Source organism: Methylophilus sp. UBA6697 (genome assembly GCF_002454655.1).
In the GTDB taxonomy this organism is placed as follows: domain Bacteria; phylum Pseudomonadota; class Gammaproteobacteria; order Burkholderiales; family Methylophilaceae; genus Methylophilus.
In genome coordinates this window covers 1-15,485 of the sequence record NZ_DKJH01000027.1, presented here as the reverse complement: position 1 = coordinate 15,485, position 15,485 = coordinate 1, and the positions used below count along the sequence as shown (strand labels likewise).

At 52.3% G+C, this 15,485-nt stretch carries 15 protein-coding genes and 1 pseudogene; 11 read left to right on the top strand and 5 right to left on the bottom strand.

Going from position 1 to position 15,485, the window contains the following annotated elements:
• The 5 genes from B3355_RS08720 to B3355_RS08700 all read left to right on the top strand — a co-directional run bounded on the left by B3355_RS08720 (position 1) and on the right by B3355_RS08700 (position 3,006).
• Positions 1–1,554: a M48 family metalloprotease gene (locus tag B3355_RS08720; protein ID WP_292782738.1), complete on the top strand. Its 1,554-nt coding sequence runs from the start codon at positions 1–3 to the stop codon at positions 1,552–1,554.
• A 23-nt stretch (positions 1,555–1,577) separates the two neighbouring features.
• A complete protein-coding gene (locus B3355_RS08715) occupies positions 1,578–1,940 on the top strand; it encodes a putative quinol monooxygenase (protein WP_292782735.1) in 363 nt (120 codons plus the stop codon).
• 49 nt (positions 1,941–1,989) lie between these two features.
• A complete protein-coding gene (locus tag B3355_RS08710; RefSeq protein ID WP_292782732.1) occupies positions 1,990–2,403 on the top strand; it encodes a hypothetical protein in 414 nt (137 codons plus the stop codon).
• Positions 2,404–2,503: 100 nt separating this feature from the next.
• Positions 2,504–2,746 (top strand): type II toxin-antitoxin system Phd/YefM family antitoxin, encoded by a 243-nt coding sequence (locus tag B3355_RS08705; RefSeq protein WP_292782729.1) that lies wholly within the window; start codon positions 2,504–2,506, stop codon positions 2,744–2,746.
• Positions 2,743–3,006, top strand: coding sequence for a Txe/YoeB family addiction module toxin (locus tag B3355_RS08700; RefSeq protein ID WP_292782726.1), 264 nt, complete (start codon positions 2,743–2,745; stop codon positions 3,004–3,006). Before B3355_RS08705 ends, B3355_RS08700 begins: the two co-directional genes overlap by 4 nt.
• Positions 3,007–3,018: 12 nt before the next feature.
• On the opposite strand, the gene B3355_RS08695 is transcribed toward B3355_RS08700, so the two are convergent.
• The 3 genes from B3355_RS08695 to iscX are packed head-to-tail and all read right to left on the bottom strand — an operon-like array spanning position 3,019 to position 5,147.
• Positions 3,019–3,534 (bottom strand): retropepsin-like aspartic protease family protein, encoded by a 516-nt coding sequence (locus B3355_RS08695; protein ID WP_292782723.1) that lies wholly within the window; start codon positions 3,532–3,534, stop codon positions 3,019–3,021.
• A gap of 11 nt (positions 3,535–3,545) precedes the next feature.
• Positions 3,546–4,952, bottom strand: coding sequence for a phosphomannomutase/phosphoglucomutase (locus B3355_RS08690; RefSeq protein WP_292782720.1), 1,407 nt, complete (start codon positions 4,950–4,952; stop codon positions 3,546–3,548).
• Positions 4,953–5,147: a Fe-S cluster assembly protein IscX gene (iscX, locus tag B3355_RS08685; protein ID WP_019882999.1), complete on the bottom strand. Its 195-nt coding sequence runs from the start codon at positions 5,145–5,147 to the stop codon at positions 4,953–4,955.
• A 146-nt stretch (positions 5,148–5,293) separates the two neighbouring features.
• Between iscX and B3355_RS08680 the strand changes: the two genes are divergently transcribed.
• The 4 genes from B3355_RS08680 (at position 5,294) to B3355_RS08665 (ending at position 9,922) form a co-directional block, all read left to right on the top strand.
• Positions 5,294–7,339: an AsmA family protein gene (locus tag B3355_RS08680; RefSeq protein ID WP_292782715.1), complete on the top strand. Its 2,046-nt coding sequence runs from the start codon at positions 5,294–5,296 to the stop codon at positions 7,337–7,339.
• Positions 7,340–7,743: 404 nt separating this feature from the next.
• On the top strand, positions 7,744–8,991 hold the full coding sequence (gene glyA, locus B3355_RS08675) for a serine hydroxymethyltransferase (RefSeq protein WP_024929305.1): 1,248 nt from the start codon (positions 7,744–7,746) through the stop codon (positions 8,989–8,991).
• 21 nt (positions 8,992–9,012) lie between these two features.
• Entirely contained in the window at positions 9,013–9,462 is a 450-nt protein-coding gene (gene nrdR / locus B3355_RS08670) for a transcriptional regulator NrdR (protein WP_019882994.1), read from the top strand.
• An 82-nt stretch (positions 9,463–9,544) separates the two neighbouring features.
• Positions 9,545–9,922 carry a hypothetical protein gene (locus B3355_RS08665; RefSeq protein ID WP_292782710.1) on the top strand — a complete coding sequence of 126 codons (378 nt, stop codon included), beginning with the start codon at positions 9,545–9,547 and terminating at the stop codon, positions 9,920–9,922.
• Between the two features lie 6 nt (positions 9,923–9,928).
• Here B3355_RS08665 and B3355_RS08660 read toward each other — a convergent pair whose 3' ends face one another.
• Positions 9,929–11,068 carry a phosphoserine transaminase gene (locus tag B3355_RS08660; RefSeq protein WP_292782707.1) on the bottom strand — a complete coding sequence of 380 codons (1,140 nt, stop codon included), beginning with the start codon at positions 11,066–11,068 and terminating at the stop codon, positions 9,929–9,931.
• On the bottom strand, positions 11,065–13,212 hold the full coding sequence (locus B3355_RS08655; RefSeq protein ID WP_292782704.1) for an ATP-grasp domain-containing protein: 2,148 nt from the start codon (positions 13,210–13,212) through the stop codon (positions 11,065–11,067). Before B3355_RS08655 ends, B3355_RS08660 begins: the two co-directional genes overlap by 4 nt.
• A gap of 164 nt (positions 13,213–13,376) precedes the next feature.
• Here B3355_RS08655 and ribD point away from each other — a divergent pair, with 164 nt between their 5' ends.
• Positions 13,377–14,483 (top strand): bifunctional diaminohydroxyphosphoribosylaminopyrimidine deaminase/5-amino-6-(5-phosphoribosylamino)uracil reductase RibD, encoded by a 1,107-nt coding sequence (gene ribD / locus B3355_RS08650; protein WP_292782700.1) that lies wholly within the window; start codon positions 13,377–13,379, stop codon positions 14,481–14,483.
• Positions 14,484–14,489: 6 nt separating this feature from the next.
• Positions 14,490–15,321: pseudogene (locus B3355_RS08645) on the top strand (TatD family hydrolase).
• The last annotated feature ends 164 nt before the right edge of the window (positions 15,322–15,485 follow it).

Genomic DNA, 15,485 nt, shown 5'->3' with positions numbered 1-15,485 from the left:
ATGATTAAAAAAAGTACTCTTTGCCCGGTGTTGCTCTCTGTGGGCCTACTGGCCTGCGGCGTCAATCCGGTGACCAAAGAGCGCGAGTTCCAGTTTGTCTCGCAGGACAAAGAGATTCAGCTGGGTCAGCAAAACTATAGTCCTGCCCGCCAGTCGCAAGGCGGCGATTACACGCTGGATGCTGAATTGACGCGCTATGTGCAGCAAGTGGGACAAAAGCTGGCGGCCGTATCAGACCGTCCCGATTTGCCCTATGAGTTTGTAGTGCTCAATGACTCGGTGCCTAATGCCTGGGCGATGCCGGGCGGCAAAATCGCGTTTAACCGTGGCTTGCTTTATGAACTGCATAGCGAAGCAGAGCTGGCTGCCGTGCTGGGCCATGAGATTGTACATGCAGCAGCGCGACATGGTGCCAAAGGCATGGAGCGTGGCATGTTTATGCAAGGGGCCATGCTGGCAGTCGGCCTGGCCACGAGAGACTCTAATTACGCCAACCTGGTTGTTGGTGGCGCGCAACTGGGTGGTCAGCTGATTACCAGCAAATATGGCCGCGATGCTGAATCAGAGTCTGACCACTATGGCATGAAGTACATGAAACTGGCAGGCTATGATCCGGCCGCAGCCGTGACCTTGCAAGAGACGTTTGTGCGCCTGAGTGAAGGCAAACGGCAGGACTTTATCAGTGGCCTGTTTGCCAGCCATCCGCCTTCACAAGAGCGGGTGGATGACAACAAAAAAACGTTGGCAGAACTGGGCGCAGGCGGTGACATGGGTAAAGACGTCTATGCGCAAAAAGTCGCCAAGTTGATGGCCACGCGTGAGGCCTACAAAGCCTATGATGAAGGCAAAGAGGCATTGCAAAAAGGCGATGCCGAGAAAGCCAAAACCCTGGCCAAAAAAGCCATTAGTATTGAGCCGCACGAAGCACGCTTTCAGGAGCTGTTGGGCGATATTGCCCTGACCAAGAAAAACACCACGGAAGCGCTGGCGTTTTACGACAAGGCGATTCAAATGCAGCCGGATTATTTCAAGCCCTATGTGCAAAGCGGTATCGCCTTGTTTAATGATGGCAAAAAAGCGCAAGCCGAACCTTTTTTGAAAAAAGCCAATGCCTTGCTGCCGACCGCACCTGGCTATGCCTTGCTCGGCCAGATTGCCGAAGGGCGCGGTGAAACTGCACTTGCCTTGCAACACTACCAGTTAGCCGCCAGTTCAGACTCCGAAATCGGCAAAGAAGCCGCTGGCCGCGCCATGCGCATAGACTTGCCGCGCAACCCGGCGCGCTACCTGCCTTCTGGCCCGCTGGCAGATAACACCGGCATGGTTTACGCTGCGGTACAAAACAATAGCAGCGTGCCAGTCGGGCGTGTGCAAGTACGCATGCTGCAATACGACAACCGTGGGCGTTTGGTGGACCAGACGCGCTCTATGCTGATTACCGGCGGCATTGCGCCAGGCAAGCGCGGTTCGGTAGCAACTGGTATCCGGATTCAAGACCAGGCTGCGTTGCAGTTTTTCCGCGTCGTGGTTGAGGGCGCAGAGCTGGCGAATTAATTTTAAACAATAATAATCACGTTATGGCCACCCAAGATACCTGCTGCTCAGTTTCCCCTTACTTTGAAATCCATGCTGGCAAAACTGCCGCTTTTCGCGCCATCTGTGAAAAGTATGTCGAGTGGTCATCGCGTGAGCCTGGCTGTTTGTATTATGGCTTTAGTTTTGACGGTGACCTCGCACATTGCCGGGAAGGCTTTGAGAACGCGGAGGCACTGCTGGCTCACCTCGACAATCTGCGCCCGATTCTGCATGAAATGGGCGAAGTTTCTACACTGGTGCGTATTGAAGTGCATGGCCCGGACGCTGAATTAGCCAAGCTGCGCGTACAGCTGGCTGGGCTGAGTCCGCAGTATTTTGTGCTGGAATATGGGTATAGAAAATAATAGTTATTACTTTATTCGTGTGTTGTTTAGCAGGGTCGAGGAGTAAGCATTGCTAACTGGATTTATCTCATTTTTTGGCGTCATTATTGGTGCGTCTCTTCAGTACTTTTTCACTCGGCATATTGAAAATCAACGCCATCTGAGAGACTTACGTTCCCAAGCATATATGGATTATTTAAAGTGCATATGTGAGCAAGCACAGTTTCGCCCACTGTCTGGAACAAAAGAGCAACAGGAGTTATTTTCAAGAACTGCTGACTCAAAGGCGAGAATTTGTCTTTATGGTTCAAAAGAGGCTATATCTGCATTTTCTCACTTCGAAGTGTTGGGAGCTGCGATGGGTTCAACAGAGCAGCGCATAGCATTTATTCAAATGGTATCTGTGATGAGAACGGATTCAGGTAGTGAACTTTGTCTAAACAATTCAGATATACAGAATGTACTTCTTGGCGTTAAAGATTAAGCTAATTGCCATTTAGACTAAGCCTAATGAGAGATTTATGCTGTTGTTTTGTTTGGCGTACGTTTTAACGTACAATATCTTTTGTTCATAGGAGATCTTTATGCAAACACTTTCAGCGAGTGACGCACGTGCAAATCTGTACCGATTATTGGATCAAACCGCAGAGTCACATGAGCCGATTATTATTTCCGGCAAGCGAAATAATGCAGTATTAGTGTCTGCTGAGGATTGGTCAGCGATTCAAGAAACGCTATATTTGTTATCTGTGCCCGGTATGCGTGAGTCTATTAAAGAGGGCATGGCAGAGCCATTGGAAGACTCTGTCAAGGAACTTAACTGGTGAGTTGGCAATTAGTTTTTACCAAGCATGCACAAAAAGATGCGGTCAAAATTGCGCAGTCTGGGTTGAAGGATAAGACTCAGGCTTTGTTAAACATCATTGGCGAGAGTCCTTTTCAAAATCCGCCGCCTTATGAAAAGTTGGTGGGGGATTTAAGTGGTGCTTACTCCCGCCGTATTAATATTCAGCATCGGTTAGTGTATGAAGTATTAGAGCCGCATCATACTATCAGGGTGTTGCGGATGTGGACACATTATGAGTGATCGCTGATTAAATCACTTCGCACTTTCTCCATCCCGTATCGTCATCACTCCCCGATACAACCTGATATCCATCCTCCCCAGAAAACTCATGCCGAGCAGGGCGTCGCCTTCCAGTCCAGGTGAAATCGTCGCCGCCACATCATGCGCGATCACGCCGCCTAATTGCACGGTTTTCAAACGCACCAGGTAAGACACGGCATTGCCGTTGGCGGTGTGTGTATTGATCGCATCCCGACTGGCTAGCCCCAAACGGTCTGCGACATGTTGTGAGATGGCGACGCCGGTGGCGCCGGTATCCACCAGCACGCGCACACGTTCGCCGTTAATCAGGGCTTCGGCACTGTAGTGACCGTCAGGGCCGCGTTTAAGGCTGACGACTTCTGGCTGGCCGATCTGCTCCAGGGTGTTGGGGTGTTGTACGCGATCGACTAACACCCACACCAGTGCGGCGAGTGCCAGCCAAGTGAGGGTGTAGAGCAGGCCGCGCCCGCGTGAATAACGTTTTTGAGTGGCATTGTGCATGCTCATTCAATGGTGGCTTAAAACGGGATTTTCAAGTCTGGCCTGGTATTGCTTAACACCTGTTTGAACGCCTGTTGAATGCGGAGAAGCGCGGTTTCATCCTCAGCTTCAAAGCGTAGCGTGAGGACGGGCGTCGTGTTGGAGGCGCGAATCAGGCCAAAACCGTCGGCATATTCCACCCGCAGACCATCAATCGTGATCACCTCAAGTGCATCTGGAAATGGTGCGGACTGTTGCAGGCTGGCAATAAAGGCATGCGGCTCACCTTCTTGCATGGCGATTTGCAGTTCGGGTGTGTTGACGCTATCGGGCAGGGCTTCGAGTACTGCGCTGGCATCAGGGCTGCGGCTGACGATTTCGAGCAACCTGGCGGCGCTGTAGAGGCCGTCATCAAAGCCAAACCAGCGTGGCTTGCCTGCTTTGGCATCGTTAAAAAACAGGTGGCCTGAGAGCTCGCCGCCCATGGCGGCACCGGTTTCCTTGATTTTGGCTTTCATCAGTGAGTGGCCGGTTTTCCAGATCACCGGTTTGCCGCCATGCTCGCGTATAAAAGGGGATAAGTGGCGCGTAGATTTGACGTCAAATACGACTTTGCTGCCTGGCTGCTCTATCAGCACATCTTCAACAAATAGCATGAGCTGGCGGTCGCTGCGGATAATCTGGCCGGATTTGGTGACTACGCCCAGGCGGTCGCCATCGCCATCAAAGGCAATACCGATTTCAGCCTCACCAGTCTGTAATGTGCGTATCACATCTTGCAGGTTTTTCGCTTCAACCGGGTCCGGATGATGGTTGGGGAAATGTCCATCCACGTCGCAAAACAAGGGTTCAACCTCGCAGCCAAGGGCTTTAAACAAGGCCGGTGCATAAGCGCCGGCGACGCCATTGCCGCAGTCGATGACCACCCGCATCGGGCGTGCCAGCTGAATATCAGACACAATCGCCGCCTGGTAAGCCGGATAAATATCATAAAACGATTGTTTGCCGGGCTCTGGTGGCTGGGCAAACTGCTGCTGGAGAATGCGTTGCTTGAGTGCCTGGATGGCTTCGCTACTGAGCGTTTCACCTGCAATCACCATTTTAAGGCCATTGTATGGCGGCGGGTTGTGGCTGCCGGTGATCATGACACCGCTGCTGGTCTGGGCCAGGTAGTGCGCCGCAAAATACAGCATGGGGGTGGTGACCATGCCCAGGGCAATCACGTTGGTGCCTGTGTCTGCAATCCCCGCTGTCAATGCTGCAGCCAGGGTTGGGCTGGACAACCGTCCATCGTAGCCCACGCAGAGGCTGTGCTCGCCGCGCTCTTGTGCCACTGTGCCCAGTGCCAGTCCGATCTGGCGCACGATGTCTTCCGTCAGCGACTCACCGACAATGCCGCGAATATCATAGGCTTTGAAAATGGACTCTGGCAGGAAGGTGGTCATTTACTCAGCTTCTTCTATCCAGGCCAGTTGAATGGCTTCGAGGATTTTTTCGCCACAATGGGCAGGCTCATCATCAAAGCCGTCCAATGCCAGTACCCATTGCATCAGATCCGTGAAACGGATGGTTTTAGGGTCTATGTCAGGATGTTTGTCGTACAGTTCTTCAGCGATCCGCTGGCTGTCTGTCCATTTCATTGCAATCGGCTCCAGTGTTTAAGTTGAGGATATCTTTACCCTCATTATAACTGACAGCTTGCATCCGGTTTGACAGAATCGGCCTACACGCGTGTCAGCCATGCAGGACTAGCCAGTCCGGCCTATCATTGTCATCATAACAAGCTATGAATGATACCGAGATAACAACAAAAAAATCTGCACCTATCACCAGATGGCTAATCGGAAGCTTGCTTGCGCTGGTGTTGGCCGTGATCGTGTGTGAAATCGCCGGTTGGCCGTTTTTGCGTCAACCGTTACAACAATTGCTGCAAGATAAGTTGCACCGATCTGTCGAGATTGAGCGCCCGTTTCGCTTGCAATTGCTGGGCGGCATCCGCCTGCAAGTGGGCGGCTTAAAGCTCGCGGCACCAGAAGGCTTTGATGCACCTTACTTTGTCGATGCACACGGGCTGGACCTGGCGTTGCGTTATCGTGATTTATGGTCGCTCAAGGAAACCGATCCTTACCGTATTGAAGCGATTCGTGCGGATCAACTGAATGCCTATCTGCTTCGCCGTGCAGACAGGCATGCGAGTTGGGAGTTTGAGCTGGATGATAGTGGCTCGCCACGGCCTTTTCCACTGATTGAGCAACTGGCGGTGAATCAGGGCCAGGCAAAAGTCGCCGATGCCGTGACCAATGCACAACTGGCCGTGACATTTTTTACCGAGGAGGGCGAGCATCTGGCCACGCCGGAATCCAGGGTCAAAGTGAATGGTCAATTTCGCAAGCTGCCGATACAGGGGGAGCTGGTGACACAAGGTTTCTTGCCAGTGGCGACCCAGGGGAGCAAGTCTCCGCCTATTAATTCTCAAGGCTGGTTGAAATATGGCGCGGTTAATGCGCAATTTCATGGCGTGGTGTATGACTTGTTCGGTACGCAACGCGTGAAAGGCAACGTTGAAGTCAAAGGCGCATCGTTGGCTGACGTAGGCGATTTTCTTGACCTGACTTTTCCACGGACCGCTTCGTTTAAAGTCAGCGCCGATATTGAAAAAGGCATAGACCAATGGCAGGTGAATATTCCCTCGGCACATATTGGGCATAGCCGTTTATCCGGGCAGTTTGTCTATGACTTTGCGCCTGAAACGCCCATGCTGCGTGGCAAGTTGCAAGGTTCGCTACTCATGCTGGCCGATTTGGCCCCCGCATTCGGGGCGACACAAGATAATCGGGCCGCCAAAACGCATCCCGGCAAGCTGTTCCCGGACGAGTCGCTGGATTTCACGACTTACGGGCGGATGAATGCAGATATTGATGTGCATCTGGATGCGGTTGATTTAGGTCATGCATTTAAGCAACGAATTTCACCTTTGAAATTGCGTTTGACCTTGATTAAACACAAATTAAGTCTGGCTGAACTGGAGGCTAGCACGGCGCAAGGCACACTGACAGGTGCACTGAGTATTGATGCACATGATTCCAGCAATGCCGATTTATCGCCACCACCTGCGCCTGAGTGGGATATACAGTTGGCTGTGCGTGATATCCGTCTGGAGCAATGGTTGAAAGTGACGCCTGCCGATAACAAGGCGCCAGGTAAGCAAACGCCGTCAGCCAAACAGTCGTCGAGTCCGGCACCAGCCTATATCTCGGGTAAGTTAAACGGTAAAGCCAAGTTGCAAGGCCGTGGCCGCTCTACGGCCGCGTTACTTAAATCGCTGGATGGTCAGCTGGCGCTAATGGTGCGCCAGGGTGAAATCTCACACCTGGTGGTGGAAGCTGCAGGCCTGGATATTGCACAAGCCGTGGGTGTGCTGATTAAAGGCGATCAACCCTTACCCATGCAATGTGCGGCCATGGGGTGGCATGCCAAGCAGGGCGTGCTAACGCCAGAAGCCGCCATCATAGACACACCGGTGACCACCGTGAACATTCTTGGCGATATTAATCTGGGCCAGGAACAACTCAACCTCAAGTTGCAAGCCAGCCCGAAAAACTTCTCACCGTTGACGGTGCGTTCACCCATCCTTGTCACCGGGCCGTTTGTCGACCCGAAAGTGTCACTGAGTCCCGGGCCGATTGCTGCACGCGTTGCGGGAGGTGTGCTATTGGCGCTGATCAATCCATTTGCGGCGATTCTGCCTTTTCTTGACCCGGGCAGTACGCCGGAAGTGACGGATGAAGGTTGCGAGCAGACGCTGCAACAACTTAAAGCACGCAAGCATTAATGGGCGGTTGCGGGCGACCACAAAAAAAGAACCCAACCGAAGTTGGGTTTAGGGAGCGATTTTGGAGATATACGCTTACGGTTACTACTAAGCATAAGCTGTGCCAGATTTGATAATTACATTTAAATCAATAAGATAGTCTCATTTTAAGATTTTATTGCCTGCTGCACGATCAGCAACTGTTTGATTGTGTGCACTGATTTGGTGCGGTGCGTGCAATGCTGGCGCATCCATCCCTGACATAAATACCAATTGCCTTCTTGCATCGGCCCTATGCACATCTAACACACGTATCAGCCCAGAAAAACAGGCCGACTTGGCGAGCCTGACGCTAAAGGTGCATGCCATGGTCGCCTCATGGTAAAATTACGCTTTATTGTTATTGATACGGAAACTTGATCGTCATGTTTAGCTTTTCAAGAAACTTAAGCGTTGCAGACCCGGCATTAGCCACAATGATTTCTTCCGAAGTCGAACGTCAACATCAGCATATTGAACTGATTGCCTCAGAGAACTACACCAGCCCGGCAGTGATGGAAGCGCAGGGCTCACAACTGACTAACAAGTATGCGGAAGGTTATCCGGGCAAGCGTTTTTACGGTGGCTGTGAGTTTGTTGATCAAGTAGAACAATTGGCGATTGACCGCCTGAAAGCACTGTACGGCGCTGAGTATGCTAACGTGCAACCGCACTCCGGTTCACAGGCCAACCAGGCGGTGTATTTCTCCATCCTGAAACCAGGCGATACCGTGATGGGTATGAACCTGGGGCACGGTGGTCACCTGACCCACGGTTCCCCGGCCAACTTGTCCGGTAAATTGTTCAACATCGTGCCTTATGGCTTGAACGACAAGGAAGAAATTGACTACGACGAGATGGAGCGCATTGCCATTGAGTGCAAACCAAAACTGCTGATTGGCGGTGCCTCTGCTTACGCCCTGCGTTTTGACTGGGCACGCATGGCCGAAATCGCTAAAAAAGTCGGTGCTTATTTCATGGTCGATATGGCGCATTACTCTGGCCTGATCGCGGCCGGTGTGTACCCGAACCCGGTGCCGCATGCTGACTTCGTCACTTCTACTACGCACAAAACATTGCGTGGCCCACGTGGCGGTATCATCATGGCCAAAGCCGAGTTTGAAAAATCAATTAACTCCAACGTATTCCCAAGCTTGCAAGGTGGTCCGTTGATGCATGTCATCGCTGGTAAAGCGACTGCTTTCCTGGAAGCCGCACAACCTGAGTTCAAGGTATATCAGGAGCAAGTATTGAAAAACGCCAGCGCCATGGCTAAAACCCTGGCGGCACGTGGCTTGCGCATTATTTCTGGCCGGACTGAGTCACACGTGTTCCTGGTTGACCTGCGTCCTAAAGGCTTGACCGGTAAAGCCGCTGACGCCTTCCTGGGCCAGGCACACATTACCGTGAACAAAAATGCGATTCCTAACGATCCTGAGAGCCCATTCGTGACCTCCGGTATCCGTATCGGTTCGCCAGCGATTACCACCCGTGGCTTTAAAGAGGCTGAAGCCGAGCAAGTGGCCAACCTGATCGCTGACGTACTGGATAATCCGGAAAATGCAGAAGTGATTGCAGCAGTCAAAGCCAAAGTACATGCTTTGGCCGACAAATTCCCGGTCTACGGCAAATAATCTTTACGGCCATTTTTAGCCATGAAATGTCCTTTTTGCGGTGCTGACGATACGCAGGTGGTGGATTCCCGACTCAATGAGGAGGGGAACTCTATCCGCAGGCGTCGTCGCTGCCAGGCTTGCGATAAGCGTTTTACAACCTATGAAACGGCTGAGTTGCATCTGCCACAGGTGGTGAAGCAAAATGGCAACCGCGAAGAGTTCAAGCGTGAAAAACTGCGCGTGTCTTTCACACGTGCGTTACACAAGCGTCCGGTGCCGACTGAGTATGTCGATAAGGCGCTGGACCGCATTATTCAAAAAGTGCTTGGTTTGGGCGTGCGTGAAGTGCCTGCGCGCCTGCTGGGCGAAACCGTGATGCAAGAGTTGAAACAAATGGATCAGGTGGCGTATATCCGTTTTGCTTCTGTGTATAGAAGCTTTTCGGATGTGGATGATTTCCATAACGCCATCCGTGACCTGGATAATTAACAGAAGCGGCTAAGCGGATGAATGACACTTCATCCGGCGCGCTCGTTTCTCATATGTTGTTTGCATTTGAAGGCGGGGGCGTATGAAACTGATCAAGTTGTCTGCAATGGCGTTAGCGGTATTTACGGTCATTCTCACCATTGTGTTTTTTACCTGGTGGGCATTTAAAGACCAGGCGGTGTTTGGCAGCGACAAGTTTGACCAGACGCGCTGGATGGAACTGGCCAACACGGTACAAAAAGAGTGTAGACGTGGTGACATGGCCTACGACCTGAAAAATCATATCCTCATTCGTGGCGCCAAAAAAGAAGCGGTGATGGCCTTGCTGGGTCGCCCCAGTTTAGAAGATGCCAATGCGCTGGAGTACGACCTCGGTAAGTGCATGCATGTCTACCATGCCTTGCGCATTTATTTTGACCAGGATGGGCGCTTAACCCATAGCCAGATTTCTTCCCACTAAACGCTGTTAAGCGTAAGCAGGCGACAGGACTGTAGTTTGTGTTGTCGCTTTATAACGCTTACGAAATGTCTGCATAAAGTCAGCCAATTGTTCAGCGGCGGCCATCTCCAGGCCGTTATAAATTGATGCACGGATGCCGCCTATGCTACGGTGACCATTCAAACCTGAAAAGCCTGCCTGTTGTGCGGCCTGCAAAAAGGCTTGCTCAATCTCTGCGTTGGGTAAGTTAAACACCACATTCATCTTCGAGCGGTCAGCGACGGCGGCACGACCGCGGTAAAAGTCGGCGTGGTCATCCAGTACCTGATACAAACAGTCCGCTTTTTGATGGTTGCGTTTGGCGATGTTGTGCAAACCACCGATTTCGTCCCGTAACCAGCGCGTGACCAGCAAGACGCTATAAATCGCAAACACTGGCGGTGTGTTGTAGATTGAATGCGCATCGGCTTGTGCGTGATAGTTGATAAAGCCAGGCAGGTCATCTGGCAGGCTATTCATAAAGTCATCCCGCAAAATCACCATGGTGACCCCGGCCGGGCCGATGTTTTTCTGTGCATGGGCGTAGATCATTGCGTAGCGGTTAAAGTCCCCAGGTGTCGATAACAGGTCTGAGGACATATCACAGATGCGCGGCACATCGTCACGGCCAGGCACACGATGAAATTGCAGGCCTTCTACCGTTTCATTGGAAATGTAGTGAAAATACGCAGCGTCTTTAGATAACTGTAATTCGGCATCGCTGGGCAGGCGGCCAAACTGGTCCGCTTTACCACTCCAGGCCAGTTGTAGCCGGCCGGATTTCTCCGCCTCATGAATGGCCTTGCCGCTCCAGTAACCGCTGTGAATATAATCGGCAGATTGCCCATTGCGCAGCAGATTCATTGGCAACATGGAAAACTGTTGCGTGGCACCGCCTTGCATCATCAGCACGCGCGTGGATGCTGGCAAGCCCATGAGTTGGCGCATATTGTCCTCCAGCTCATGCACGACTTGCGCAAACCATTCGGAGCGGTGGCTGATGCCCAGAATCGACAGGCCGACTTCTGGTACACAGAGCATGGCAGTATGCAGTTGTTGCAATACGCTCTCAGGCAAGGCACCCGGGCCGCCAGAAAAATTTAGTTGATTGGCACTCAGTTTCATCATGCGCTCTCCAGTAAAGGTTGCGGCTGTAATGCATATAAATATTGCTCAAAGGCCTGTTGTAGCTTGGCGATTTGCCCGGCTTTAAACGGGAACAGGCTGGCAGAGTCCATGGCATGGACTGCCATGATGTGGTCGATCTCAAACACCAGCAATTTGCCGTCTTTGGTTTCTGCGCAATCGATACACAAATAGTCGAGTTGCAAGCGCTGGTAAATCGCGGCCAGTGCTGACTGGTGGCGTGCAGCAAAGCTGGCAAAGTTCTGCATAAACGCGCCTTCTTCGGCGCGTTTGTCGGCAGAGTCATACATGCCTGCATTCACGTAATGCACCATCCAGTCGCTGGAGATTGCCATATGACAGATAAACGGCTGGCCACGCAGCATGGCAATGCGGTATTTGCGGAACTGGCCATCCTGGCTGCTGTAATCAACAAAGCGAGATACAAAAAACGCTGTGCTTTGCACCTGTTTTAAATAGTCTGCCAGTTCAGTTGCCTGTGTGATTCTCGCCAGGTCGTTACCGGCTTGTGAGCCGACCGGACGGATAATCAAGGGCAAGCTGGGTAGCGCATTGTGGTCGGTTGCCTCTGCGGGACGTTGCATGCTTAAACGCGTGACAACCTGACTACGGGTCAGCCGGTGTGTGCGTGGCATATCCAGGCCGGAGATGCCTTGTAGCAGCTCACTTAACTGGTCACGGTTGACGTTGGGCAGCAGGTGTGGCGGATTAATCACTGGCCGCGCGTGGTCAAGCAGGCTGGCTTGTACTGCCAGTAGTAAGGCGCGGTTGGCCTGGCTATCTGAGAGTGCGACCATCACTGCGTCGTGTTCCGGCATGGGGGATGGCAATGGCTGCTCGACGGATGCGTAGTAATACAGGAGTTCTACCGGGCTGTTTTCGAGCAGGCAATCAATCGGTGTGTTTTCAGATAAATCGCCTGGTGTCATGATCATGAGCAGGCGGAAGCGTGGCGGCTGACAGTTTGCTGGGCGGCGATAGAGCCGTTGCAAGGACAAAGCCTGTTCCTGGATCGCCAGGCCCATGTCACGCATTTTCAGGCATAAAAAGCCGGTGGCCAGGTTCATCCACAAAATGGCATTCTCCTGGTCCTGATTGGCTTGTACCAGTAGTGATTGCGCATGCGACCGCAAGTCGGCGCCATTGAGGCTCATGCGCAGAAAGGGTGCCAGCCCCTGAAAAGTATGGCTTGCATTATTGTGCGCCAATGCTTCAAGCAGGTTGCGCATATAACGCTTTTTTTCGCTGGCACGGGCCGACGCCCAGAAGTCATCACTGCGATAGACCGGATTGCCGTCTATCGTCACCTGCATGTGGTAAGGCTGTCCTAGTAATTCTGTATGCACATAGGTGGCAAAGCACTCGGCAAAGTCCTCTTGCACGTCCATGCTGGCGTATAAGGTGGGAAACGATGTTCTCGCCAGGTCCCGGTACAAGTCTAATGCCTGGCTGGCATGCAGGGCCGGCTGGCGATAGAAGCTAATTTTCTCGCGATGAGGGAAGTTCTGTTCTGGCCGGATCGCCTTGCTGCCACTGGTTTGCCAGCTCAGTTTGCTAAAGTGACCTGCCAGCTTGGGTAAGGTGAATGACCAGTCCTGGGGACAGAGGTCAGTCATGGTTGCCAGGATGTGGCCGAATTCATGCAATAGCAGAAAACGCAGTGCCTGTATGCGATGGTCGTTTTCCGGCGTTGCGATCTCTACGCTGATTTGCACCTGCGGGTCTGTAATGAACGCTGAATTTTCTTTCCAGCTGGCCCAGGCGTTTGCCGATGGTTGGCTAAATGCCTGGCTGTCGAGCACAATCACAAAGCCGATATTGTTACTGCCATCCCCCAGTGCGACCATATCGGTAAAGCCAGAAGCATCCAGGCCTTTTGCAAAGAAAATACCCAGTATGGATTTTTCGAGTGTATCCAGCAGACTCTCCGGGAGTGGTGCCAGCGCCTGCGCGAGGGTATCCTGCCAGTCTATGCTTGCGTCCAGGCTCACCTTCTCTGGTAGTCCGTGCGTGAGGCCATACTCTGACAGAAAGTCCTGCAAGTCTGCGGTGGGTGGTGTCAGGCGCGTATGCAGCGGTTGCGCATACATGGCCAGCCATGGATTGGGATCGGCAATATAAATCATGCCTCAGTGTAGCGCCATCACGCGCGCGGATTAGTGGCAAAAAAACCGGCAAATACCACGGTATTCAACGGTTAACCTGTTATTTACTAGTCGTTTGTGCGCGATGGTGCGCAATTTGATGACAAAAAACCGCAGAGCCGTGTTTTTTTGTATCATGGCAGTCTATGCAAGTGAGCTCACAAGATATTGAATGGATGACGCGTGCGTTGCGACTGGCGGCGCGCGGGCTATATACAACGACCCCTAATCCGCGTGTAGGCTGCGTGATTGTCAATCATGGCCAGGTGGTCGGCGAGGGCGCACATCTTAAAGCGGGTGAACCGCATGCCGAAGTACATGCCTTGCGCGCGGCTGGCGAGCAGGCACGTGGGGCGACAGCCTATGTGACGCTGGAGCCGTGTAGTCATTTTGGCCGTACTCCGCCCTGTGCCGATGCCTTGGTCAATGCTGGCGTCAGTCGGGTGGTGGTGGCGATGCAGGATCCGAATCCGCTGGTGGCAGGCAATGGCATTGCCCGCTTGCAGGCGCAAGGGATTGCGGTGACTGTTGGTGTGTGTGAAGCGCAAGCGCTGGCACTCAATCCCGGCTTTATATTGCGTATGACCCAGCAACGGCCTTATGTTCGTCTCAAGGTGGCGGCCAGCCTGGATGGCCGGACCGCACTGGCCAATGGCGACAGCCAATGGATTACTTCGGCTGCTGCCCGCCGCGACGTGCATCACTGGCGGGCGCAAAGTTGTGCCATTGTCACCGGCATTGCCAGCATATTGAAGGATGATTCTTCCCTGACTGTACGTGAAGTCAAAACCCCAAGGCAACCTTTGCGCGTGATTGTCGATAGCCAGTTACGGATTCCGATTGATGCCAAGGTGTTGCAGGATGGCAATGCGCTGGTGGCTTACGCGCAAGGCGATGCGGCCAAGCTGGAGGTATTACAGGTGATGGGCGTACGCACTTTGCATGTACCCAATACAGCAGTGCCTGGCACGCAAGCACAGGTTGATCTGGCCGTGTTGATGCAGGCTTTAACCGCATTGCCATGCAATGAGGTACTGATCGAGGCCGGGGCGACCTTGAATGGCGCGTTTCTGCAAAATGGTTTTGTTGACGAATTATTGCTGTATTACGCGCCTAAGTTGATGGGTCATACCGCCCGCGGCATGTTTGCCCTGCCAGAACTCACGCAGATGTCCGCGGTGCGTGATTTGAATATGCTTGATGTGCGCCAATTTGGTCAGGATCTGCGTATCCAGGCCAAACTGCAACCTTAATCTTTTATGTTAATAGACACCCATTGCCATCTTGATGCCAGCGAGTTCGATGCAGATCGCGACCAAGTGTGGCAAGAGGCGCAAGCACAAGGCGTGCGTGCCGTGGTGATTCCCGCCGTCACGCAGGCAACGTTTCAACCGATCATGCAGTGGTGCGCACAACACCCGCAGGCTGGTTTTGCGCTGGGTTGGCATCCTATGTATGTGGCGCAAGCGCCGGATGACGCCTTGCAGCAATTGCAGGAGATCGTGGCGGAGGTACTGGCCGGGCCGCAGGCGCATCAATTATTGGCGATTGGTGAGATCGGCCTCGATTTTTACCTGACGCGAGACAATGAGGCCAAACAGATTGCTTTGTTTGAAGGGCAGCTACAGATTGCTAAACAATTTGAGTTACCCGTTATCCTGCATGTGCGTAGCGCGATAGACAGCATACTCAAATACCTGCGCAAGCATCGCGTACGTGGCGGCATTGCCCATGCGTTTAACGGCAGCATGCAGCAAGCAGCGGTTTTTGGACAGTTAGGATTCAAGTTAGGCTTTGGTGGCGNNGTTGGGATTCAAACTAGGCTTCGGTGGGGCCATGACCTGGCCACGCGCATTAAAAATCCGGCAACTGGCCGCTGAATTGCCGCTGGAACTGCTGGTTTTGGAGACGGATGCGCCTGATATTCCTCCGGTTTGGATCGGTCACCAGGGACGAAACAGCCCTGTTCAATTAAAAAGAATAGCGGAGGAATTGTGCCTAATTCGTGGCTTGGAAACTTCGCAACTCATTGAAATGATAGGCAAAAATTCTACGCAAGTTTTACCGAAATTAGCCCATTTATGCACATGACTTAAAGTGACACATTAAGAATGTGTCGAAAGTGTTTCAATTATAGTGGTGCATTGTAAGTCGTTGATTTTATTGAATAAAAAAATAGATTAAAAAATGAACTTTTGGAAAAAGTCCTTTTAAATTGGTAAGTTACGGAATTAAGACACAGCAATCCACAAAGT